Below are 20892 nucleotides of genomic sequence, written 5' to 3'. Positions count from 1 at the left end.
TAACGAATCATTTTGTCAATTCGCATACAAATGTATTATAATCCAATTTTGCGGCACAATCAATCAGCGTCCTTTATTTTACACAGAAAAAATAGTATTTTCCGCTCAAAAGGTTAAACATTTTGTGAACTTGTCGCTTTTTATGCGGCTGCGCCGGTGTCTCGGCAAAGTTTTTTAACCTTTGCCAACAAAAAAGGACTGCCGCACAGGAGCATCTCCCCCCGCAGCAGTCCTTATTCATTATTATAATGCAATCATGCAGCATGCATCACAGCTCGTCCGGGTCGCCGCGCTCCGGCATGGTACGCAGCTCCCGCACCAGCATATTGCGCAGCTGGTACTGATGCTGCTGTGCCTGTGCCGTATCGCCGCCCGTATGCAGCTCTACCGTCGGCTCCGTTATGCGGTCGGTGCACAGCGGAATGGTCACCACTGCCTGTGTGCCCTTTTCCGGTGCGCGCTCCACCCGCAGGCCCCAGCCCATACGGCGGCAGCACTCGCGGCAGAGCAGCAGGCCCAGCTTTGCGCCGCCCAGAAAGCAGCGCCGGTTCTCCAGCCATGCATCCTCGCCTGCTTCCGGCAGGCCGCAGCCATTATCCATCACCGTCAGCTGCCAGAAGCTTTCGCTGCGGCGCAGCATCAGCCGCACTTTGCCGCCCGCACTGCAGGCCCGCAAGGCATTCGAAAGCAGATGCAGGCACAGCAGTTCTGCATCATTGCGGTCCGCCATGACCCGGCAGGCTGTCCAGCCGCCATAGTCCAGCGTCAGTTCCACCCCAAGCTGCGCCTGCACCATATCGGCCTGTGCGGCGACCTGCTGCAGCAGCTGGCACAGGTCCAGCGGATAGAGCCGCGGGTCTTCCTCGGTGCGCAGAAAATCCAGCAGCGACATTACTTCGTTCACAGTGCGGTCCAGCCTTGCCGACGCAGCGCTGATATCGTTCACCGCCTGCCGGGTCTGCTGGTCGGCACCCACATGCGCAAGGTGCTGGTCCAGATATTCGCAATTGCGTCCGATCAGGCCCAGTGCATGGAAGCATGCCTGTCCCACATCCTTCTGCGGGATCGCCTGCGCGGTCAGTGCACCCGCCTCGTTCTGCCGCATCTGCTCCATACCCTTGCGCCTCCTGTGTTTTATGCTCAGTCGTCCTTCTGACGCTGAAGATAATTCTTGACAGTGTAGATCAGTTTACCAGTGGTAGGTTTCTCGTCCGCAAATCCGCTTTCGTCCTTGAAGCGCAGCCACTTGGCCGAGGGCTTTGCTTCCAGCTGGTCGATCATACGCCGGATGCCGCTGTCCACAGCAGAGACCGACACATCGTACTGCTCGCTCACCGCCTGCAGGATTTCCTTGCGGATGGCCAGCTTCTGGCTGGTGCCGTACACCACGCCCACCGCACAGGAAAGATAGTTGCAGTTCACGTCCGGCAGCTGGATGCCCCAGCCCTCGTACAGTTCCTGACACTTGCGTTCCATGCGCTGGCTCTGCCGTCCCGGCAGGCGGTACAGCTCCCACAGCAGGTTCTTCAGTTCGGCATGGCCCACATAGCAGAATCCATCGCCCGATTCCAGACAAATGGCACTCGTATTCTGCCGCCTGCCCTCATCAAACAGAACAACATTCGGTTTGGGATCCATGCTGCGGATATTCATTAAAAACTCCAGCCCGCTCATATCTTCCAGCTGGCTGCAGAGGATCACAACATCAAACTGACGGCCCTGACGCAGCTGTTCCAGCAGACGGCCGCCGTTCTGGAAGCAGGTGCACTCCAACGCAGGGCTTTGCTCCTGCAGGTAGTTCTTTTCCACCCGCAGCTCCTTGCGGTCGTAGCTTCCAAGGGCGATCTGCAGCGTTTTTGCTGTGTGCTCACTCTCCACGCAACGCGCCGCCTTTCTGCCTGAGCTGTTCTGTATCGGTCAGTTCTTCTACCACATCCTGCCAGATCTCCGGCTGGACGCCATTCTCACACAGATAGCGCAGGATCCGGTAGCAGAACTCTGGTGCAGCTGCAATGTAGCAGCTTTGCATGTACTGCCGGTTCCCGGTACGGCAAAGCGTCAGGCAGCAACCGTTTTCGTTGCCTGTATCCATTGAGTATACCAGCGTATATGCTTTCTGCAACCCGTCGATTGCCGAAAACTGACGGATCATAGGTGAAAATGTACGTTCCATAATTTTTCCTCCCTTGCTACAAGGTCCTGCGACGTTTTCAAGGCATTCCTTGTTTTTCTTATCTTATTTTAAAGAGCAGAGAGGGCTGGTTCAATCCTGAAAAAGCGTCTAAAAATGTCAAAATCACATTCGTTGCGTTTTTTGTCGTGTTTTTCTGTTCTGCGACGCATTTTATTTTGTGCTTACGGTTCATTGCAGATTTTTTGCGTCGTATTGGCAGTGTAATTCTGCTTTCGCGATGCTTTTCTGTTTTATCAGGATCTTCCGCTATTAAAATAGCACGACGGCGACGCAAATTCAACCTCCACGTCAATTTTTCCTTTATTTTCCTGTTTTTCTGCCTCAAAAGCCAAAAATACCGGTCCGGTCAAAATTTACGTTGAAATATACACAGTTTTTTCATATTATTTCGGTAAAATAGAAGTGTATAACGCCTTGCTGCGGGTCCTGTATCCGGGCAGTTTATTATAATGTACAGCGGCAGCGTTCCTGCGAGGATGCGCCGGAAAGGCTCACACATGCTCCAACTCAACCACATCAAGAAAGAATACAAAACCGGCGATCTGGTGCAGAAAGCACTGGATGATGTCAGCCTGAACCTGCGGGACAACGAATTCGTCGCCATTCTCGGCCCCAGCGGTTCCGGTAAGACCACCCTGCTGAACGTCATTGGCGGTCTGGACCGCTACGACAGCGGTGATCTGATCATCAACGGCATCTCCACCAAAAAATATACCGACCGCGACTGGGACTCTTACCGCAACCACACCATTGGCTTTGTGTTCCAGAGCTATAACCTCATCCCACACCAGACAGTGCTTTCCAATGTGGAGCTGGCGCTGACCATCTCCGGCATTTCCGGTGCCGAGCGCCGCAGCCGGGCCACCAAGGCGCTGGAGCAGGTAGGTCTGGGCGACCAGCTGCACAAGCACCCCAGCGAAATGTCCGGCGGCCAGATGCAGCGTGTGGCCATTGCCCGCGCACTGGTCAATAACCCCGACATCCTGCTGGCCGACGAGCCGACCGGCGCACTGGACAGCGACACCAGCATTCAGGTGATGGAGCTGCTGAAGGAGGTGGCCAAAGACCGCCTTGTGGTCATGGTCACCCATAACCCGGAGCTTGCAGAGCAGTATGCTACCCGCATCGTCCGCCTGCGGGACGGCGTGATCCAATCGGACACCGCACCGTTTGCGCCGGATGATTCCGCTCAGGTGCCGCCGGTGCACAAAAATCTGGGCCGTTCTTCCATGTCGCCGCTCACCGCTCTCGCGCTGAGCTTCAACAACCTGCTCACCAAAAAGACCCGCACCCTGCTCACCGCATTTGCGGGTTCCATCGGCATCATCGGCATTGCGCTCATCCTTTCGCTCTCGGCCGGTGTGAGCAATTATATCCAGGAGATGGAACGCTCCACCCTTTCGGAATATCCGCTGCAGATCTCGACCACCGGCGTAGACCTTGCCGCCCTGCTGGACCCGGGAAGCTACACCAGCGCCGTTGCCAACAACACCAATGTGGGCGCCACCAGCGCTTCTTCCACCCCGGAGGGCATGGTCACAGTGCGTGAACTGCTGAGCCAGCTGACCGAGGATAATTCCTCCGTCAATGACCTTGCCTCCCTGAAAAAATATCTGGACAGCGACGAGTGCACCATCTCGGAGGATGCTGCTTCCATCGAGTATTCCTACGGCATCGCACCGCTGATCTATCGCCAGAACAAGGACGGCACCGTGCGCCAGATCTTCCCGGACAGCAGCCTTTCTGCGCTGAACAACACCACCTCTGCCGCCGGCATCGTCTCTTCCATGACCAACCAGAGCGTGTTTACCGAGATGGCCGAAGAGCCTTCGCTGTACGAAGATCAGTACGATGTCAAGGCAGGCCGCTGGCCGGAAAGCTACAACGAGGCCGTTCTTGTGCTGAATTCGGATGGCAGCATCAGCGATTACGCTCTTTATATTCTGGGCATTGAGGACGACAGCGTGATGATGCGTTTTCTGCAGGAGTACGCAAAAAACAAGAACACACAGGCTCCCACCGGCTACGGCACCTACCCCTACGATACCTTTGTGGGCCTGAAATATAAGATCGTTACCAGCTCGGACTATTACGTTTATGACGAAGAACGCCAAATCTGGCGCAACCGCTCCGACGATGAAGCGTATGTGGAGCAGCTTGTGGAAAACAGTCCGGATCTGACCATCGTGGGCGTGGTGCAGCCCCGCGCAGATGCCAGCTCCACCATTCTGCCCATAGGCGTTGCCTATACCCATGCACTCACCTACTACGCCATCGACCATGCAGCCGAAAGTGAAGTGGTAAAGCAGCAGCTTGCCGACCCGGAAGTGAACGTGCTGACCGGCGAGCGCTTTGATGCCGACCAGCGCGAAACCGATCTTGACATTTCTTCCCTGTTCTCGGTGGATACCGATATGCTGAAGGATGCCTTCCAGTTCGATGCAAGCAAGCTGCAGTTCGACCTGAGCGGTGCATTTGATCTGCAGGATGGCAGCTTTGACTTTTCCTCCATCCTTGATCCGTCCGCATTCCAGCTGGATCTGAGCGATCTGGACCTGAGCGACATCGACATGAGCGATGTGGAGCTGCCGGACATGGACGCGCTGGATCTGAGCCAGTTGTTTGCCGATATGGACCTGTCCGTCTCGGAGGATGCGCTGCAGAGCCTGATGAAGAAGATCATGAATGGCTATAAGCGCTATATCATCGGCAACGGCATCTTGAATCTGGATAAGATCGGTTTCTCTTCCTATATGGAGAGCGACCAGTTCAAACAGCTTCTGTCCGAATCCATGGGCGACCTGCTGGACACCACCGGCCTGCAGGAGCAGTTCACCGCTTCGCTGCAGCAGAACCTGCAGGGCATCATGACGAGCTATCTGCAAAGCTACTCGGAACAGCTGAGCCAGAAGCTGGGCGAAGCTCTGCAGACCAAACTCACCGCTGCCATTCAGACCCAGATGAGCACCGTGATGCAGCAGCTGATGACCCAGCTGACCACTCAGTTCAGCCAGCAGATCCAGTCCGCCATCCAGAACAACATCGCTCAGCTCAGCAGTCAGGTGGAAGATGCCCTGAAGATCGACCCCACCGTGTTCCAGAGTGCCGTGCAGGTGAACATGAGCACCGACGACCTTGTGGATCTGGTCAAGATGAACCTGCAGTCCAGCACCACCTCCTACAGCAGTGTTCTTGGTGCACTGGGCTATTCGGATTATGCCAAGCCCGGCAGCATCTGGATCTACCCCAAGAGCTTTGAGGCCAAGAACCGCATCGTGGACAGCCTGAACGCCTACAACGCCGCCATGCGTGCGCAGGGCGAAGAGGACAAGGTGATCGTATTCTCGGATACGGTCGGCACCCTGATGAGCGCCGTGACCAAGATCGTGGATATGGTCAGCAATGTGCTGGTGGCCTTTGTTGCCATCTCGCTGGCGGTTTCTTCCATCATGATCGGTGTCATCACCTATATCAGCGTGCTGGAACGCCGCAAGGAAATCGGTATTCTGCGTGCCATCGGTGCATCCAAGCACAATGTCTCCGAGGTGTTCAATGCCGAAACCTTCATTATCGGAATGTGCTCCGGCGTGATCGGCGTGGGCCTGTGCCTGCTGCTGCTGATCCCCGGCAACATGCTCATCCACTCCATTGCAGGAACCACCAGCGTCACCGCTGTGCTGCCGCCCAAGGCTGCACTGGTCCTGATCGTTCTGGCTACCCTGCTCACGATCCTTGGCGGTCTGATTCCCGCCCGCAGCGCAGCCAAGTGCAACCCCGTCACCGCCCTGCGTTCTGAGTAATTTTCTTTCTCGACAAGCAAAAGGAGTCGCTGCATCACGCAGCGGCTCCTTTTTTGATGTCCGGTGCTTTATCTCAATTTCTCGTGTAATTCCTCATGCAGTTCCTCGCGCTCTTCCTTCAGTTCCTGCTTGAGAGTCCGGTCGATCTCCCGTGTCTCCTGCCGGATCTCAGCCAGATCCTTTTCGATCGCAGGGTTTTCTTCGATTTCTTCCCGGATGAACATGAGCGCAAAGCTTACCAGCAGCAGCCCGCAGGAGATCCAGATGGTCTTTCCTGCCAGCCGCGCTGCGCCCATGCTTCCAATACCGGCACCCACCGCGAACAACAGAATGATGCCAAAATAACGCATCATCCGGTCCTTAACTTTCGGTTCATGGGTCTTGCTCCAGATGCAGAATGCTTCCACACCGCTGCGCAGGTCACCAATGCACATGGTGCTGGCAAATGCATAGCCGTTCACCTTGCGGAACGCCTGCACCTGCATTGCGCAGGAGAAGGAAACGATGGCGTTTGCCAGCAGGTTTTGCTCCTGTGGCAGAAAGCCAACAATGAACAGCAGAAGCACTTCGCCCAGCACCACCAGCTGCCGCCAGTGAAGCCGCTGCATGTTGCAAAAGCTCTCCCGCATCTTTTCTGCCACCAGTACGCCCAGCGCAAAAGCACACAGAGGAACCAGATAGTGCAGCACCCGATCCCACTGACCATCCATGATGTTGGAACTCAGCAGCACGATGTTGCCGGTCTGTGCATTTGCAAACACCTTACCGCGGAACAGATACGTATAGGCATCCTGCAGCCCACCCGAAAGCGAAAGGAACACCGCCGTCAGGAAGGACTCTGACATCTGCCCATGATGTTTTGTTTTCATATTACCTTTTCCCCTCTTTTCGTACCCTATTATAATATATTTTTACAGCTTGGTCCATATCAGTTTTACATATCCGGCATGTGTATCCTTGCGCTCTGCCAGCGCCGAAAATACGGCCCGTGCCCGGTCCGCACTTTGCATTCCCTCACAGGTTGTGTTAGAATAAGAAAAAAGCTTTTCCAAAGGAGAACTTCCTTATGCCGAATATTGTCGAGATCACAGACCTTTCCGCACCGGAGCTGGCTGTCTATGCCCGCCTGACACAGGCGCAGCTGCGCAATCGTCTGGAACCGGAAAAAGGCATCTTTATTGCCGAAAGCCCCAAGGTGATCGCCCGCGCGCTGGATGCCGGATACACACCGCTCTCCCTGCTCATGGAGCGCAAACAGATCACCGGCCCGGCTGCCGATATCCTGACCCGTTGCGGGGATGCCCCGGTGTACACAGCCGACCGCGAGACCCTTGCCAGCCTGACCGGCTTCGAGCTGACCCGCGGCGTGCTGTGCGCCTTCCGCCGCCCGCTGCCGCGCAGCGTGGAAGAGGTCTGCCGCAATGCCCGCCGGGTGGCCGTTCTGGAGGGCATTGTGGACTCCACCAATGTGGGAGCGATCTTCCGCAGCGCCGCTGCACTGAACATGGATGCCGTGCTCGTTACTCCTTCCTGCTGCGACCCGCTGTGCCGCCGTGCCGTGCGTGTGAGCATGGGCACCGTGTTTCAGGTGCCCTGGGCGCAGATCGGCACCTGCCCTGCCGACTGGCCGGAAAACGGCATTGCTCAGCTGCACAGTCTTGGCTTCAAGACTGCTGCCATGGCTCTGAGCGACCGCTCCGTAAGCATTGACGACAGCGCTCTTTCCGCCGAGCCGAAGCTCGCCATCGTGCTGGGCACAGAGGGTGACGGCCTTGCCCACAGCACCATTGCCGCCTGTGACTACACCGTAAAAATCCCTATGTCCCACGGCGTGGATTCCCTGAACGTTGCCGCTGCCAGCGCTGTTGCTTTCTGGCAGCTAGGCAACCGCTGAGCGATGCTTTTTGGCCCTGCCCAAAATACTTGACAAATTTCCCGAACAGAGTTACACTTACAGGGTCATCACATGGGCCTATAGCTCAGTTGGGAGAGCGTTCGGTTCGCATCCGAGAGGTCAAGGGTTCGAATCCCTCTAGGTCCATAAAAAACAAAACGTCCTGCCGTATCTCGGCAGGGCGTTTTTCGCTAGTTTTCCGTTTCAACGCACTGTCTTAGAACATCACAGAACGCCATATCATCATCTACGGCGGCGATTGCGGCGTTGATCAAAGTTTCCCGGTCAGTGTTGCCCCAGTTAATATGCAGACCATATTCCAACGCCATGCAGCGAATCAATTCACGGGTGCTACGGCCATTTCCCTCACGGAATGGATGGATGATGTTCAGTTCGGCCATCGTCTGCGACAGATTTTGAATCTGCTTTTCTTTATCCTGTTCGGCAAGCAGCTTCTTGGAGTGAATGGTTTTGAACACCCGCTTCTAATTCTCGGTCAATCAGGTCTGGCGGGTAGAACATCGTGTCGCCCTTGCTGATTTGCTCCTTGCGGATGTGCCCTGCAAACGGGTACACATCTTCAAAAAGGAAGCGGTGAATCCGAAATAGGTGAGTTTTGGTAAAACGTCCCTTGATTGGCTCCTGTAACAGAGCCATCTGTTTTACAGCCGTAAATTCTTCTTCGGCCTGTTTGAGTTCGGCTTTATCATGAATGTTCAACTTGTTGATCAGAACATCCGTATCCGGGTAGCAGTACATGGACTGCACGGTGGTGTAGACATCATACTTTGAGAACATAATCAGCCCTTCTTCGCGTACTTTGCGCGCAGTTCATTCACGACCTGCTGATAGCTGGCCTGACCGCTGCCAATACGGTCAAGGTTGCTGCGTGTATCTTTGCTGATGGTCATGCCCTCAATGGCAAAGGTTCCATACACATTGCGGAGGTTGCGCTTGTGCTGGGCAGGGGTAGTATACTTGACACTCATGGTTGAGTCTCCTTTTAATCCACATGATACTATATAAAGTTTATCGTGTATGCGTACTCTTGTCAATCTATAAACTTGATGCCAAATATAAAAAGTGCATGCATTCTCCTTGAGGTCGAGTTCACTCTTTGCACGTGATACTTCTTTCTGCGCTACTTCCATGTCCTTGCGAAGCATATCCTGAAGCAGCTTGCTTTTGGAACACTCTAAAATCTCCGAAAACTTGGTGCATACGATACTCTCTACGATTGCGTCCAGTTTTGTTACACCATAGCCGGACTGTCCATCGCATTGACTCGGATGCCGTACATTATAATGGCAGCTATAACGGAACCGCTTTTCCTTCACCTTGGAGCCATCAGCACCAGCCCGGTTCCCAGAACCATAAGCAGGAAAAGCGAAGCCGTCCTTATTTTTTTCATTGCAGGGTCTCCTATTCTTTATCTTCCAAAATAAAAAACGCAGCGCACCCCAATTCTATGGGCTGCACTGCGTCTGAGCGTCTGGCGTTTTGCTTGATTGAATTATTCTGCCGCCAATTTCAAAAATTTCTTGTCCGACTGGATGCTCTGGGTCACAAACTTCCCATCCCGGAACAACGCGTATGTTGTGACGGGTGCGGGCACATTCTGTGCCGTCTCTTTCTCGGTGATGTGGATGGCTTTGAACGGAATCCCGTGTTCCCTTGCAGCCTCCTGCACCTTTGGCACCCAATAATAGGTGTAGGGACACTGGTCAGTATAGTAGAGGACAAAGCCGTTTTCCTCCACCTTGGGATGCTTGGCGCAGGCCTTGAATTTTGGCGGCTGGGCATTCTCTGCAAGGGGCAGATACATGAGGTTGATGCCGCAATCGGAGATGTCCGAAACCTTAAAGCCCTTATGGTTCAAAAACTTTGGGTCAGCAAGGAATTCTCGTTTGCGCCCCTCTGCACACAGAATACAAACGCCGTTTTTGCCCTGCGCCTTGGCATCCCGAAGGCATTCTTCCAGCAGCTCGCTGGAATAGCCGTGCCCTTTCAAGGAGCCGGAGACCCACAGACAGTTGATATAAAGCCAGCCTGCCGCTTCAATGGGCACCCATGCGTTTTCTGCCGGGATGTACTCGATAAAGCATTTGCCGCGCTCCGCACTGCGGTAAAAAACAAGCCCCTCCTCAAATCGCTGCTTAAGCCATTCCTTCTTGGCAAAGCTCTGTTTGCCGGACATGGCACAACAGATGTGTTCCTTGTCGATGTTTTCTTTTGTGATTCGGATATACTCCATCGAAGCGTCCCCCCTATATCCTTATGCCTTCTCCGACACAGCGACCTTTTTGTTTTTGGCTGCGGCCTACCGCATCCGTCCATCGCCGCCCATCAAGGCGGTCATTTCCTCAAGATAGTCCAGCGGGAACGGCGGAGAGCACAGGGGCTTCATGGCAATGCTCATGAGCTTCATGGGATTGTCGTCTGCCGCCACCCGGTTGGAGCTGAGCTTTCCGCAGCGTTTGCAGCGGTGGATGATGGCCCACTCGCCGCCCTTGCGTACCCAGACGGCCACCGGCTCCATGATGCCGCCGCAGGCATACATTCCAAAGCAGATTTTGTTTTCTTCACAAGCAATCTGTCGTCATAGACTCCGCCGACGATTTTACCGCGATAATAAAGGATATATTCTCCCATCATAGACCGATACGAGATATCATCCAAATCTGATAGCTGTTCCAAAATAAAATGAAGATATTCTTTGCTGGAAGCCATTATTTCACACCACCCTTCGTATTGATTCATCGGATGATTTCATTTTTCACCTCGTTCAATGTTAAAGGTACGGAAGAACAGCTTTACATGGGCGTCCAACTTTTCAAGGCTTTCGGCTTCTCGTTCCGGCTGGCGGTCGCAGACACTGAGCAGGGTGATGACCGGGGAAACGTACATCCATGCCAATGTATCCGGGTCCTCATCCCGAATTTCGCCGCCTGCGATCAGGGAACGGAAAATTCCTGCATGGTAAGAGATCATACGGTCCACATAGCGTTCCGAGAACAATGCAGGCCGCACCTCCCTGCAGGATGCTTTTGAGGGTGTCAATCCGTACATCCTAAAACAAAAGCCGCCCGAAGGCGGCAAGATACATCACGGAAGCAAATATGAACGCGGCTCAGGGCCATCAGAACAGATCCAGCATGTTGTCCAGATAAATTTCTTCCCGGACGCGCAGCTGATACTCAGGCTTTGTCATGTAGTAAAGCAGAAATTCCAGTATCAACGCGCTGCCCAGTCCCCGCCCCTCGATTTTGAAGTTGGAAAAGCCGCCGGGCAGATAAACTTTGCGGATATCCCCGGCCCCGATGAAGCCGGGGTTTTCCATTGCCTTTGAAAAACGATAGCCCTGCTGTGCACCCGGCGCTGTGCAGCGGTGGTCCGGGCAGTCCTCGCCCAGATTTTTGCGGCTGACATTCTCGTAGCAGTGCTTTCTGTCCCGGCAGCCGTACCAGCAGCATTCGTTGCACAGAAATTCCACCTTGTCCTTCTGATCCTGCGGCAGGGTATCCAGCTCTGCAAACGACTTGTTCAGGCGGAAATCCGGCACAACATAGCGGAACTCTTCCCGTTCCGTCTCCCTGCGGAGCTGCTGAAAATCTGTAAGGACCTTTGTTGTGGAGGACACGAAATAAAGGCCCGGATACTGCCTTTTCAGGTAGTCCAGCAGCAGGTCCGAATGGACGATGACACCATTCTGCACACGGTTTTCTTTTTCAAACAGCGCACAGAGGGCATTGCATTTCCGGTCTGCAAGGTGCTCTTCCCGGAGCAGCGAATTGCTGAAGGTGAGCCGGGCCGATATGCCATATTCCTGCATCAGTGCAAGCACCCGGTGCGGCTGTGCATCGCCAAAGCCAGTGCGGCCCCCGCCCCAGATGCAGTCGGCCGGTGCACCGTAGACCGAACCGATCTCGCACCAGTCGTAAAAATATTCCCTGTGTTCACGGAACAGCGGCAGAAACACACGGTACAGTTCATAAAATTCAAACAGTCCCGGAAGATGATAATATGCCGTGCCGCGTTCGTGCTGTGCCATTGCCGTGTGTGTTCCTCATTTCTGTAAGTTTCAGCTTCCCTGCAGCAGCTTTTGCGCTGCACCCGGAGATCTTTTTGTCAGTATAGCACAGTCCTGCCGGGAAAGAAATCATCTTCCTCTTGACCTTGAGCGCACTCCAAGTTTTATCATGTGCATGCTGGTGATCTTATCTCTCCCATTATATTCCTTTCTCTGCGAAAGAACAAGAAGTATCTTCATGTCTGACATGAAAAAACAGATTTTTGATCTTCCTTACCACTCCTGAAAGAACGAGACGAGCTTTGCCCGGCTTTCGCGCCTTACTTTACAGCACAGCGCCTGTTCTGTCAAGAGATGAAACGTTTTTCGTGCATTGCGAAAAATGTTTCGGTTCACATGCTCTGCGGCTCGATCTTCACCGTTCTGCCGCCCAGGTTTTCGTAAATGCGATGGGAGACTGAGAGCACCGTGCGGCCTGCAGAGGCGCGGCGCAGTGCTTCCAGCACACGGGCTTCCGTTTCAGCGTCCAGATTTGCCGTGACCTCGTCCAGCAAAAGCACAGCCGGGTCCGCCGCAGCAGCGCGGGCAATGGACAGAAGCTGCCACTCGCCCTGCGAGAACATGCCATCGCTGCAAACGGTGTCGCAGCCTTCCGGCAGGGCCTGAATGGCTTCGTCAATGCCTGCAAGCTTTGCCGCATTCCGTGCCATCTCTGCAGTGATCTGCGGGTCGCCCAGCGTGATCTGCTCCAGCACGGTGCCCGGCACACGGGAGAAATGCTGCTCCACGCAGCCGATGCAGGTGCGGCGCTCGCGGTCGGTGATGCGTGCCACATCCACGCCGCCAATGGTAACAGTGCCCGCCTGCGGCTGGTACAGGCCCAGCAGAAGCTTGAACACCGTGCTCTTGCCCGCACCGGTGCGGCCCACCAGCGTGACCTGCCCGCCCTGCTTTACCGTCATGGAGAAATCACTCAGGACGGGCTTTTCGCCATAGCCGAAGGTCACATGCGCAAGCTCCACATCCCCGCGCGCAGCGGTCCGGCGCTCGGCAGGGATCGTGCGCTCCGGCTGAGCGAGAAAGGCATCGATGCGCTTGACACCCGCCATGGCCGACTGGATGGTCTGGATCTCCATGCCAAGGCTTTCAATGGGAGCAAAAATGCGGGAAATGTAGTTGATGATCGCCACCGAGGTACCCACCGACATTCCAAAGAATGTAAGCACCATGGCATTGCCGGAAGCGGAAAGCAGCATCACGATGCCTGCCACCACCGCGTTCAGCGCCAGCACCACCGGCGAATAGATGGCATCGTAAAAATTGGTGCGCTCCATAGCGGCGTAGCTCTCGCCGATGCAGCGGTCATAGCGGCGTTCCCTATAGCTTTCCAGCCCCAGCGCCCGGATGGTGCGGATGTTGTGCAGCGTCTCCGGCACCTGACCGGAGACAGCCGCAACGGCACGGCGGTTATCCAGTTGTGCGGCCAGCATCCGCTTTTGCACATGGTGGGTGAACACCGCAAACAGCGGCAGCACCAGCAGCAGCACCAGCGCAATGCCGGTGTTTTTTACCGCGATGACCGCCATGATGGAAATGATGCGGCAGGCATCTGCCGCCATGCTGATGATGCCGGAGGTGAACAGCGCTTCCACCGTGTCCACATCGCCGGAAAAGCGTGCCGCCACCTCGCCGGGGTTCTGGCCTGCCAGCGTGCTTGCGGGCAGCCGGGTAAGCTTCCGGGACATTTCCGACCGCAGCGCGTGGGTCATTTTCTGGCCAAAGAGCACCAGCAGGCTTTCCTGCGCGGAGGAAAGCCCCCCTTCCAGCGCCAGACTGCCAAAGTAAAGCAGCACTGCTGCAAAGGTGAGCGGGATGCCTGCGGTGAGCCGGTCAATGATACCGGCCAGCAGCAGCGGCGGCAACAGTGATGCCACCACCGATGCCGCCACGCACAGGATGGTGCCCGCCGTGAGCAGATGATGCGACATGGCGGCCATGCGGATGGCTTCAAATACACCGTTATCCTTTTTACTCTTCATCCAGATCGCCTTCTTTCTGCACCGTCTGGCTCTCGTACAGCTGGCGGTACAGCGGAACCGTTTCCATCAGCTGGGCATGGGTACCAACGGTGGTTTTACCGCCGTCCATAAAGATCACCTTCTGCATCTGCGGGAAGTGGTACAGCCGGTGCGAGATGAGGAAGACCACCTTATCCTTTGCATCGCTCTGCAAATCGGCAAACACGGTATCCTCGGTATGGCGGTCCAGCGCAGAGAACGGGTCGTCCAGGATCAGCACCGGGCGCGGGTGGGCCAGCGTTCTTGCCAGTGCCAAGCGCTGGGCCTGACCGCCGGAAAGGCGGGTGCCGCTGGGGCCGATGACGGTATCCACACCGTTTTCCATGGCCAGCACTTCGCCGTCCAACGCGGCGGCAGCAAGCCACGGCATGGCATCCTGTTCACTGCCGCAGAGAACATTGTTCTGCACTGTATCGGCGCTCAGCTCCGGATCATGGCCCAAGTAACCAACGGTGGCGGAGATCTGCCGCGGGGTCAGGGCAGCAAATTCCGTTTTGCCAAATTTTGCCGAGCCGCCGTAGGGTGCTTCGCACAGGAACACCCTGCCGAAGGTGGATTTGCCGCAGGCCACCGGGCCGGTGATGCCAATGATATCGCCGGGGTGCGCCGTCAGGCTCAGGCCGGAAAAGATGGGTCCTTCGCCATAGGCAAAGGAGAGGTTTTCCAGCGTCACGTCCTGCGCCGCCGGGATATGCAATGTTTCCAGCTGCTCCGGCTGCTTCATCAGTGGCTTGATGCGCTTCCACGAGACCTCGGCTTTCTGCACCGAGTTGAACAGCTTTGCCACCTTGGAGGATTTGACCACCAGTTTCGTGAAGCAGGAAAGGAAGGTGGTGAACGCCGCAATGTCCCATGTGCTCCAGCCGGAGCCGAGCACATTTTTAGCGCCGAACCACAAAATGAACAGCACGCCTGCCTCAGACGCTGCCAGATACAGCGGCGGCAGAGCGGACTGCCACACATTGTTGCGCACGGCTGTTTTTTCGTAGGTGTTCAGGGCTTCCTCGTACTTTTCTACGCGGGCATCCTCACAGCCGTAAATGCGGTAGGTCACAGCATTCCGGGCGCGGTCGAGGGTGGCAGCGCTCAGCTCACTTGCCGCCTTTTTGTACGCCGCACCAGCGCGCTGCACCGGCTTTTTCATCCATGCCGCGCACATGTAGGAAAACGGCGTGAACAGCAGGCTGAGCAGCGCCAGCCGCCAGTCGTACACCAGCAGCATCACAGCATAGCCCACCAGCGCCACGCCGGTATCAAAGATCTCGGTGGTGAACTTGCGCATCCCCTCTACGCAGTCGTCCACATCCGAGATGGCCTTGGTCATCAGTTCACCGGCACCTTCTTTTTCCAGCGCCGCCCGGCTCTGCCGCACCAGATTGGCATACAGGATGCCCTTCATCCGGCGGTTGATGTTGTTGGCAAAGCGGCGGACATAAAAGCGCTTGATAAAGCGCGCCGCCTGCACCGCCAGCGTGACCACGATATAGGCCAGCACCAGCATGGCCATTTTTGCCGCCGTCTCGCTGCCGCCCAGAATGTCGGCAAGGCACTGAGCCAGCCGGCCCTCGAACCAAGGCGTTGCCAGCAGGCCGATGTTATACACAAGGCCCGACAGCGTGACAAAGGCCAGCGGGAGCCACTCTGCTTTGAAATAGGAGAGCACCCTGTCCGGGCGGAACGTTTTATCCTTTTTCATGAGCAGCCTCACCTCCTGCAGCTTTCCGGAAATGCGGGAAGCCCGCGCGGCTCTCGGTCTTGGATGCTGTGTACAGCTTGTTCAGCGCAGCGGCAAAGGCAGCGGCTTCCTCGGCGGTGAGCACATTGGTCAGGTATTCGTAAAAGGCCGCTTCGATCTCTGCCTTGGAGGATCTCAGGCTTTCCGCCTTTTTGGTGGGGTACAGCAGCTGGCTGCGCCGGTCGCTGGGGGCATCTCTGCGGATCAGAAGACCCTTTGCTTCCAGATTTTTTGTCCGCCGCGCAATGGCAGCTTTATCTGCGTGCAGCAGTTCCGCCAGCTGCGCCTGCGTGCAGCCGGGGTGATGCCGCACTGCATGGATCAGGTCGATCTCTGCTGTGCCGACCCCCTCTTCCCGCATCGTGAGCAAGACCAGTTTTTCCGCTTCGCGCGCGATCTTTGTGATTTTTCGTTCCGTAATATCCATAGGCTCCTCCGGGCTTCATTGCAGGAAGTTGTATCTACATCGTTGTATGTACAATCAATAGTATAGCATCTCGTTTCCAAAATGCAAACAGTTCTTTTTGTGCCCGTATTTTTGCAATGCTGGCAGGCTCCACACCCAGTGCATGGGCCGCGCCTGTACAGACCAGCCATGTGCTGCGGCATTGCCCGCTTTTGGCGTTTGCCGCAGTCCTTTCCCACGTTGAGGCCGATATAAGCCCATTTCCACATCATGTCAACAGGTTTATAGCATCAAAACAGCCCTGACCGTGTCCGCTGTAAAAGCAGGCAGACGATCAGGACTGTTTTTCCGTATTTCTTTATTTCAGCCGGTCAGCAGGCATCCACATTCTTGGTGACCATCACGTCACTGTCCAGCCCGCAGACGTTGTGCAGCACAATGGTGCCTGCCTTGACGGGGGCGGTCAGCACCACCTTGCGGATCTCGTCCATCACCGGGAAGATCATATCCTTGGGGACGGCCTTGGTCAGGCGCACGCTGGTAACAGGCAGCTCGCCGCCCTTAACCAGCACTGAGCTGGCGATGGTGCGGCGGGGCGCAGTCAGCTCCTGACGGACATACTGTTCGCCGCGGGGGCAGGTGTGACCGGTGACCGAGATCACCTGACCATTTTCAACTTCGGCTTCGATCTCGCAGCCGTTGGGGCAGACGATACAGGTAAATTGCTTTTTCATTCCACCGACACCTCCAGTGCGCCCGTTTCCTGCAGCTTGGCAGCAGAGACCTTGAACTGGATCATCTCCGCAGGAATGGCTTTCTTCATCTTCTTGGCAGCAACTTCCACACCGTTCTGGCGCACCACGATGCGGCAGTCACGGTAGTGGTTCCGCACGCGCAGCGACAGGCTAAAGTCGTTCTTGCCGCTGACCTTCTGCGGAATGGTGTGGCCCACGCCCTCGCCGCACTTCACGTCCAGCGTGCAGGGGTCGATGCCCTTGCCCTCAACGTAGGCGGCAGCGTGGCGTGCCAGTGCCTCGGACTCCATAGAAACAAAGTCCACCAGATCATGCACATGCAGCACATTGCCGGCAGAGAACACGCCGGGCACGTTGGTCTGCAGGTTCTCGTCCACCACAGCGCCGTTGGTGTGGGGGTCAATGGCGATGCCGGCATCCTCCAGCAGCTTGTTCTCCGGGATCAGGCCCACGGAGAGGATCAGCGTATCACACTTGTACTCCTTCTCGGTGCCGGGGATGGGCCGACGGTTCGCGTCCACCTCGGAGATGGTCACGCCGGTCAGACGGTCACGGCCATGGATCTCGGTGACGGTGTGGCTGAGATAGAGCGGGATATTGTAGTCATCCAGACACTGCACGATGTTGCGCGGCAGGCCGGAGGGGTAAGGCATCAGCTCGAACACTGCCTGCACATGAGCACCTTCCAGCGTCATGCGGCGTGCCATGATCATGCCGATATCGCCGGAGCCGAGGATGACGACCTCCTTGCCGGGCATCCGGTTGTAGAGGTTCATGTAAGCCTGCGCGGTGCCTGCGGTGAACACGCCCGCCGGACGCTCGCCGGGAATGCCCAGTGCGCCGCGGCTGCGCTCCTTGCAGCCCATGGCAAGCACCACAGCCTTTGCCTGATACTGGCGCAGGCCGCTGCGGGTGGAGGCGGTGACGACACGATCCTCCGTCAGGCTCAGCACCGTGGCGCTGGTCTCGTAAGGTATCTCACGCTTGTTCACTTCATCCATGAACGCCTGTGCATATTCCGGGCCGGACAGGCTCTCGCCGAAGCGGCCCAGACCGAAACCGTCATGGATGCACTGGCGCAGGATGCCGCCCAGCATCGCCTCGCGCTCCAGAATGATCATGTTGCGAATGCCCTGCTTGTGCAGCTCCACCGCTGCGGCAAGACCTGCAGGGCCGCCGCCGATAATCACAACGTCTTTCTGTTCCATCGCTCAGTTCTCCTCCTTTCGCATATTGCCGGTGAGTACCCATGACCCCTGACGGCTGTAACGCACATTCTCCGGCTCGGTGCCCAACTCCTGCTCAATGAAGTGTTCGATCTTCATCTGGCAGAAGCCGCCCTGACAGCCGCCCATCATGGCGCGGGTGCGGTACTTGATGCCGGTCATGGTGGAAACGCCCAGCGGGTTGTGGATGGCCTGCAGGATCTCGGCCTTGGTCACTTCCTCACAGCTGCAGATCATCTCGCCGTAATCGGGGTCCTGCGCGATGAGCTCTGCCTGCTGTTCCGGCGTGCACTCTGCAAACTTGACGATGCCCTTGTGGTGCGGGTCAAAGTCTGGGTTTTCCTCAAACTTTTCGCGCTCCTGCATCAGGCCGATGACGTAGCGGGCCAGCGGCACGCTGCCGGTCAGGCCCGGGGATTCAATGCCCACGAGGTTGACGGCATTGGGTGCCACGTCGTCCCGGATCTCCACCTTCCAGTCCTGAATGGCACCGTTTTCATCCACCCACTTGGGCTGGATGCCGGCGAAGGTGCGGATCTGATCCTTTTTGAAGATGTGGGGCCACAGCTTTGCGCCCTCCACGGCCAGACTGTCCATGTTGGCCTGCGGCACGCTGTAGTCGTCCAGCACATCGGTGTTCTCCGCGTCCGGGCCAACAGTCACGTTGCCGTCCACGGTGGGGGTGATGTGGATGCCCATATAGGTGTTGCTGGGCACCGGGTACACCGGCATGGGCAGCAGCTTGCCCATGCGCTTGTGCAGGATGATGTAGTTGCTGCGGGAGCCGATGACACGGTAGCCGGTCAGGCCCAGCAGGTCGGAGATCTGCTTTGCGCCCAGACCAGCGGCGTTGACCACCCAGCGGGTGCAGAAATCGCCATGGGCAGTATGCAGGTAGTACAGCTCATTTTCCCGGGTGATAGCCTCTACCTTGTGGTCAAAGAAGAAGTCCACGCCGTTGGCGTGTGCGTTCTCGGCCAGAGCCACCGTGTACAGGAACGGGTCCATGATGCCGCTGTTTTTGGACCACATGGCAAACTTGCCCACCACGGCTGGCACCAGCTCGTGCAGCTTTGCTTCATCGATCATCTCAAGGCCGGTGCAGCCGTTGACAGCGCCCTGCTTCATGGTGCGCTCCAGCTGCTCCATGTCCTCGGGGGTGTTGCCCACCAGCACCTTGCCGCAACGCTTGAACGGGAAGTTCAGCTCTTCGGCCAGCTGATCCATGATCTTGTTGCCTTCTACGCAGCACTTCGCTTTCAGGCTGCCAATGGGGTTGGCAAAGCCGCCGTGCACCACAGCGGAGTTGCGGCCGCTGGTCTCGTTGCAGACATCCAGATTTTTTTCCAGCACTGCAATGCTCAATTTGTAGCGCGAAAGTTCGCGTGCAATGGCGCTGCCCACGACACCCGCACCGATGATGACCACATCGTATTGTTTTTTCATGGTATCCACCTTTCTTCCTGATTTGGAGATCCGGCTCTTATGTTATATATTTCATTGACTAAAATATATAACATTTCATGATCTCTGTCAAGCCGTTTCCGGCAAAAAACTGCACAAAAAAATGCCGCATCTTTTGGCATAGATACGGCATTTCTGAACGTGATACGGTTGTTTCAGGCTTTGAAATAGTGTGGGAATGCTTCCCGGATCGCAGAAAGGTTCTCCGTGTAGCGCTGCATATGCTGCCCGGCAATGCGGTGTGCTGCCACCTCATCCTTCTGTTCAATGGCTTTCAGCAGGCTGACGTGATCTTCGTAGATCGTTTTTGCGGGCCTGCAGCGGAAGCTGAGGATGGTGGTGCGGTCAAAATGCGGAGCCAGATTTTCCACCAGATCGTACCAGTACGGGCAGCCGCACTGCACATAAAGCAGCCGGTGGAACCCCTTGTCCAGCTCAAAGATCTTTTCTTCCTGTGCACGCTCAATGTACATGCGCCAGAGCGCCACGTTCTCCCACAGCTGGTCGATATCCGCCGGGGTCAGCTTTTCGCACGCCATGCGGGCGATCTCTGCTTCCAGCACAGCACGCAGATGGCGCACTTCTTCCACCAGCTCTGCATCGATGAGAGAAACATAGGTGCCGATCTTGGGCCGGATCTCAATGAGCCGCCGCTGCGCCAGCTCCAGCTCTGCTTCCCGGAAGGGGGTGCGGCTCACCCCCAGCTGTTCGCACAATTCCGGCTCGTTCAGTTTTTCACCCGGCTCCAGACGGGTATTGATAATATTATCGATCAATACCCGCAGAACAAAACTTTTTGCAGATTCATGCTCTCTGCGCTCTGAAATCGTAATCATCGGAAGGCTCCTTTCCCTCACAGGGAAACACTGTTCTCAGACTGCTGGGTCAAGTATACCACACTGCACACCGGCGTAAAAGAGGACAATATATAAAAGGAAGAAAACTGTGTCAGAATTGTAAAAGATAAAATATTTTAACTATTATTCTTGACTTATCCAACGATTCGGCTATAATGGTCGTGTTCGCAAGAAACTTCAAAAAATTTAGATATTCAAAACAAATCAAAGGAGACTACTACCATGACGTTTGAAGAAATGAAGAAGATCGTTGTTGATACCCTGAACTGCGACGAGGACAAGGTGACCATGGAGGCCAGCCTGACCGAGGATCTGGAGGCCGACAGTCTGGATGCCGTGGAGCTGAACATGGCTCTGGAAGATGCCTGCGGCGTGTCCATCCCGGACGAAGAGCTGGCAAAGCTCAAGACCGTGGGCGATATCTACAACTACATCACCGCACATATCTGAGGC

21 protein-coding genes, 1 tRNA gene and 2 pseudogenes are annotated in these 20892 nt (G+C 56.0%); 4 read left to right on the top strand and 20 right to left on the bottom strand.

Annotation, left to right across the window (positions count from 1 at the left end; translation table 11 throughout):
- Positions 1 to 268 precede the first annotated feature (268 nt).
- From ACGHP1_RS05150 to ACGHP1_RS05135, 4 genes are read right to left on the bottom strand one after another with little or no spacing between them, the layout of a single operon-like run.
- Positions 269 to 1114, bottom strand: a complete 846-nt coding sequence (locus tag ACGHP1_RS05150) for a sensor histidine kinase (protein WP_390508173.1) — start codon at positions 1112 to 1114, stop codon at positions 269 to 271.
- Positions 1115 to 1140: 26 nt separating this feature from the next.
- Entirely contained in the window at positions 1141 to 1878 is a 738-nt protein-coding gene (locus ACGHP1_RS05145) for a response regulator (protein ID WP_005939839.1), read from the bottom strand.
- Positions 1868 to 2173, bottom strand: coding sequence for a hypothetical protein (locus tag ACGHP1_RS05140; RefSeq protein WP_101956483.1), 306 nt, complete (start codon positions 2171 to 2173; stop codon positions 1868 to 1870). Before ACGHP1_RS05140 ends, ACGHP1_RS05145 begins: the two co-directional genes overlap by 11 nt.
- 58 nt (positions 2174 to 2231) lie before the next feature.
- Positions 2232 to 2468 carry a hypothetical protein gene (locus ACGHP1_RS05135; protein ID WP_390508169.1) on the bottom strand — a complete coding sequence of 79 codons (237 nt, stop codon included), beginning with the start codon at positions 2466 to 2468 and terminating at the stop codon, positions 2232 to 2234.
- 223 nt (positions 2469 to 2691) lie between these two features.
- Between ACGHP1_RS05135 and ACGHP1_RS05130 the strand changes: the two genes are divergently transcribed.
- A complete protein-coding gene (locus tag ACGHP1_RS05130) occupies positions 2692 to 5994 on the top strand; it encodes an ATP-binding cassette domain-containing protein (protein WP_005939823.1) in 3303 nt (1100 codons plus the stop codon).
- Positions 5995 to 6062: 68 nt separating this feature from the next.
- On the opposite strand, the gene ACGHP1_RS05125 is transcribed toward ACGHP1_RS05130, so the two are convergent.
- Positions 6063 to 6863 (bottom strand): YoaK family protein, encoded by an 801-nt coding sequence (locus ACGHP1_RS05125; RefSeq protein WP_120079419.1) that lies wholly within the window; start codon positions 6861 to 6863, stop codon positions 6063 to 6065.
- A 197-nt stretch (positions 6864 to 7060) separates the two neighbouring features.
- Here ACGHP1_RS05125 and ACGHP1_RS05120 point away from each other — a divergent pair, with 197 nt between their 5' ends.
- On the top strand, positions 7061 to 7888 hold the full coding sequence (locus ACGHP1_RS05120; protein ID WP_154258613.1) for an RNA methyltransferase: 828 nt from the start codon (positions 7061 to 7063) through the stop codon (positions 7886 to 7888).
- Positions 7889 to 7962: 74 nt separating this feature from the next.
- Positions 7963 to 8035, top strand: a tRNA-Ala gene (locus ACGHP1_RS05115).
- A gap of 44 nt (positions 8036 to 8079) precedes the next feature.
- Here ACGHP1_RS05115 and ACGHP1_RS05110 read toward each other — a convergent pair.
- From ACGHP1_RS05110 to ACGHP1_RS05040, 15 genes and pseudogenes are all read right to left on the bottom strand, one after another.
- The gene (locus ACGHP1_RS05110) at positions 8080 to 8367 is read right to left on the bottom strand and encodes a Fic family protein (protein WP_154258611.1); all 288 of its coding nucleotides are present in this window, start codon (positions 8365 to 8367) and stop codon (positions 8080 to 8082) included.
- Positions 8321 to 8686, bottom strand: coding sequence for a Fic family protein (locus ACGHP1_RS05105; RefSeq protein ID WP_154258609.1), 366 nt, complete (start codon positions 8684 to 8686; stop codon positions 8321 to 8323). The genes ACGHP1_RS05110 and ACGHP1_RS05105 overlap by 47 nt, the downstream gene beginning before the upstream one ends.
- Before the next feature lie 2 nt (positions 8687 to 8688).
- Positions 8689 to 8877 carry an antitoxin VbhA family protein gene (locus ACGHP1_RS05100; RefSeq protein ID WP_207698288.1) on the bottom strand — a complete coding sequence of 63 codons (189 nt, stop codon included), beginning with the start codon at positions 8875 to 8877 and terminating at the stop codon, positions 8689 to 8691.
- A 524-nt stretch (positions 8878 to 9401) separates the two neighbouring features.
- Positions 9402 to 10142 (bottom strand): GNAT family N-acetyltransferase, encoded by a 741-nt coding sequence (locus tag ACGHP1_RS05095; protein ID WP_390508164.1) that lies wholly within the window; start codon positions 10140 to 10142, stop codon positions 9402 to 9404.
- 66 nt (positions 10143 to 10208) lie between these two features.
- A pseudogene (locus tag ACGHP1_RS05090) lies at positions 10209 to 10439 on the bottom strand (RNHCP domain-containing protein); the annotation flags it as partial.
- A pseudogene (locus ACGHP1_RS05085) lies at positions 10433 to 10618 on the bottom strand (TfoX/Sxy family protein); the annotation flags it as partial. The pseudogenes ACGHP1_RS05090 and ACGHP1_RS05085, both read right to left, overlap by 7 nt.
- 39 nt (positions 10619 to 10657) lie before the next feature.
- On the bottom strand, positions 10658 to 10948 hold the full coding sequence (locus ACGHP1_RS05080; protein ID WP_390508162.1) for a hypothetical protein: 291 nt from the start codon (positions 10946 to 10948) through the stop codon (positions 10658 to 10660).
- Positions 10949 to 11027: 79 nt separating this feature from the next.
- Positions 11028 to 11939: a hypothetical protein gene (locus tag ACGHP1_RS05075; protein WP_338428655.1), complete on the bottom strand. Its 912-nt coding sequence runs from the start codon at positions 11937 to 11939 to the stop codon at positions 11028 to 11030.
- 371 nt (positions 11940 to 12310) lie between these two features.
- Positions 12311 to 13957: an ABC transporter ATP-binding protein gene (locus ACGHP1_RS05070; RefSeq protein ID WP_390508160.1), complete on the bottom strand. Its 1647-nt coding sequence runs from the start codon at positions 13955 to 13957 to the stop codon at positions 12311 to 12313.
- Positions 13947 to 15692, bottom strand: a complete 1746-nt coding sequence (locus ACGHP1_RS05065) for an ABC transporter ATP-binding protein (RefSeq protein ID WP_390508158.1) — start codon at positions 15690 to 15692, stop codon at positions 13947 to 13949. Before ACGHP1_RS05065 ends, ACGHP1_RS05070 begins: the two co-directional genes overlap by 11 nt.
- Positions 15679 to 16158, bottom strand: a complete 480-nt coding sequence (locus tag ACGHP1_RS05060) for a MarR family winged helix-turn-helix transcriptional regulator (protein WP_097774755.1) — start codon at positions 16156 to 16158, stop codon at positions 15679 to 15681. The genes ACGHP1_RS05065 and ACGHP1_RS05060 overlap by 14 nt, the downstream gene beginning before the upstream one ends.
- 350 nt (positions 16159 to 16508) lie before the next feature.
- A complete protein-coding gene (locus ACGHP1_RS05055) occupies positions 16509 to 16871 on the bottom strand; it encodes a DUF1667 domain-containing protein (RefSeq protein ID WP_097774754.1) in 363 nt (120 codons plus the stop codon).
- On the bottom strand, positions 16868 to 18100 hold the full coding sequence (locus ACGHP1_RS05050; RefSeq protein WP_291013907.1) for an NAD(P)/FAD-dependent oxidoreductase: 1233 nt from the start codon (positions 18098 to 18100) through the stop codon (positions 16868 to 16870). Before ACGHP1_RS05050 ends, ACGHP1_RS05055 begins: the two co-directional genes overlap by 4 nt.
- A gap of 3 nt (positions 18101 to 18103) precedes the next feature.
- Positions 18104 to 19564 (bottom strand): NAD(P)/FAD-dependent oxidoreductase, encoded by a 1461-nt coding sequence (locus ACGHP1_RS05045; protein ID WP_291013910.1) that lies wholly within the window; start codon positions 19562 to 19564, stop codon positions 18104 to 18106.
- 173 nt (positions 19565 to 19737) lie between these two features.
- Positions 19738 to 20418 carry a GntR family transcriptional regulator gene (locus tag ACGHP1_RS05040; RefSeq protein WP_005939774.1) on the bottom strand — a complete coding sequence of 227 codons (681 nt, stop codon included), beginning with the start codon at positions 20416 to 20418 and terminating at the stop codon, positions 19738 to 19740.
- 243 nt (positions 20419 to 20661) lie between these two features.
- Here ACGHP1_RS05040 and acpP point away from each other — a divergent pair, with 243 nt between their 5' ends.
- Positions 20662 to 20889, top strand: coding sequence for an acyl carrier protein (gene acpP / locus ACGHP1_RS05035; RefSeq protein ID WP_005939770.1), 228 nt, complete (start codon positions 20662 to 20664; stop codon positions 20887 to 20889).
- Positions 20890 to 20892: the final 3 nt, after the last annotated feature.

Source organism: Faecalibacterium sp. i21-0019-B1 (genome assembly GCF_042852915.1).
Taxonomy (GTDB): Bacteria; Bacillota; Clostridia; order Oscillospirales; family Ruminococcaceae; genus Faecalibacterium; species Faecalibacterium taiwanense.
Note: the sequence above shows the minus strand (reverse complement) of the source record. Positions and strands in the feature narration are given on the sequence as shown.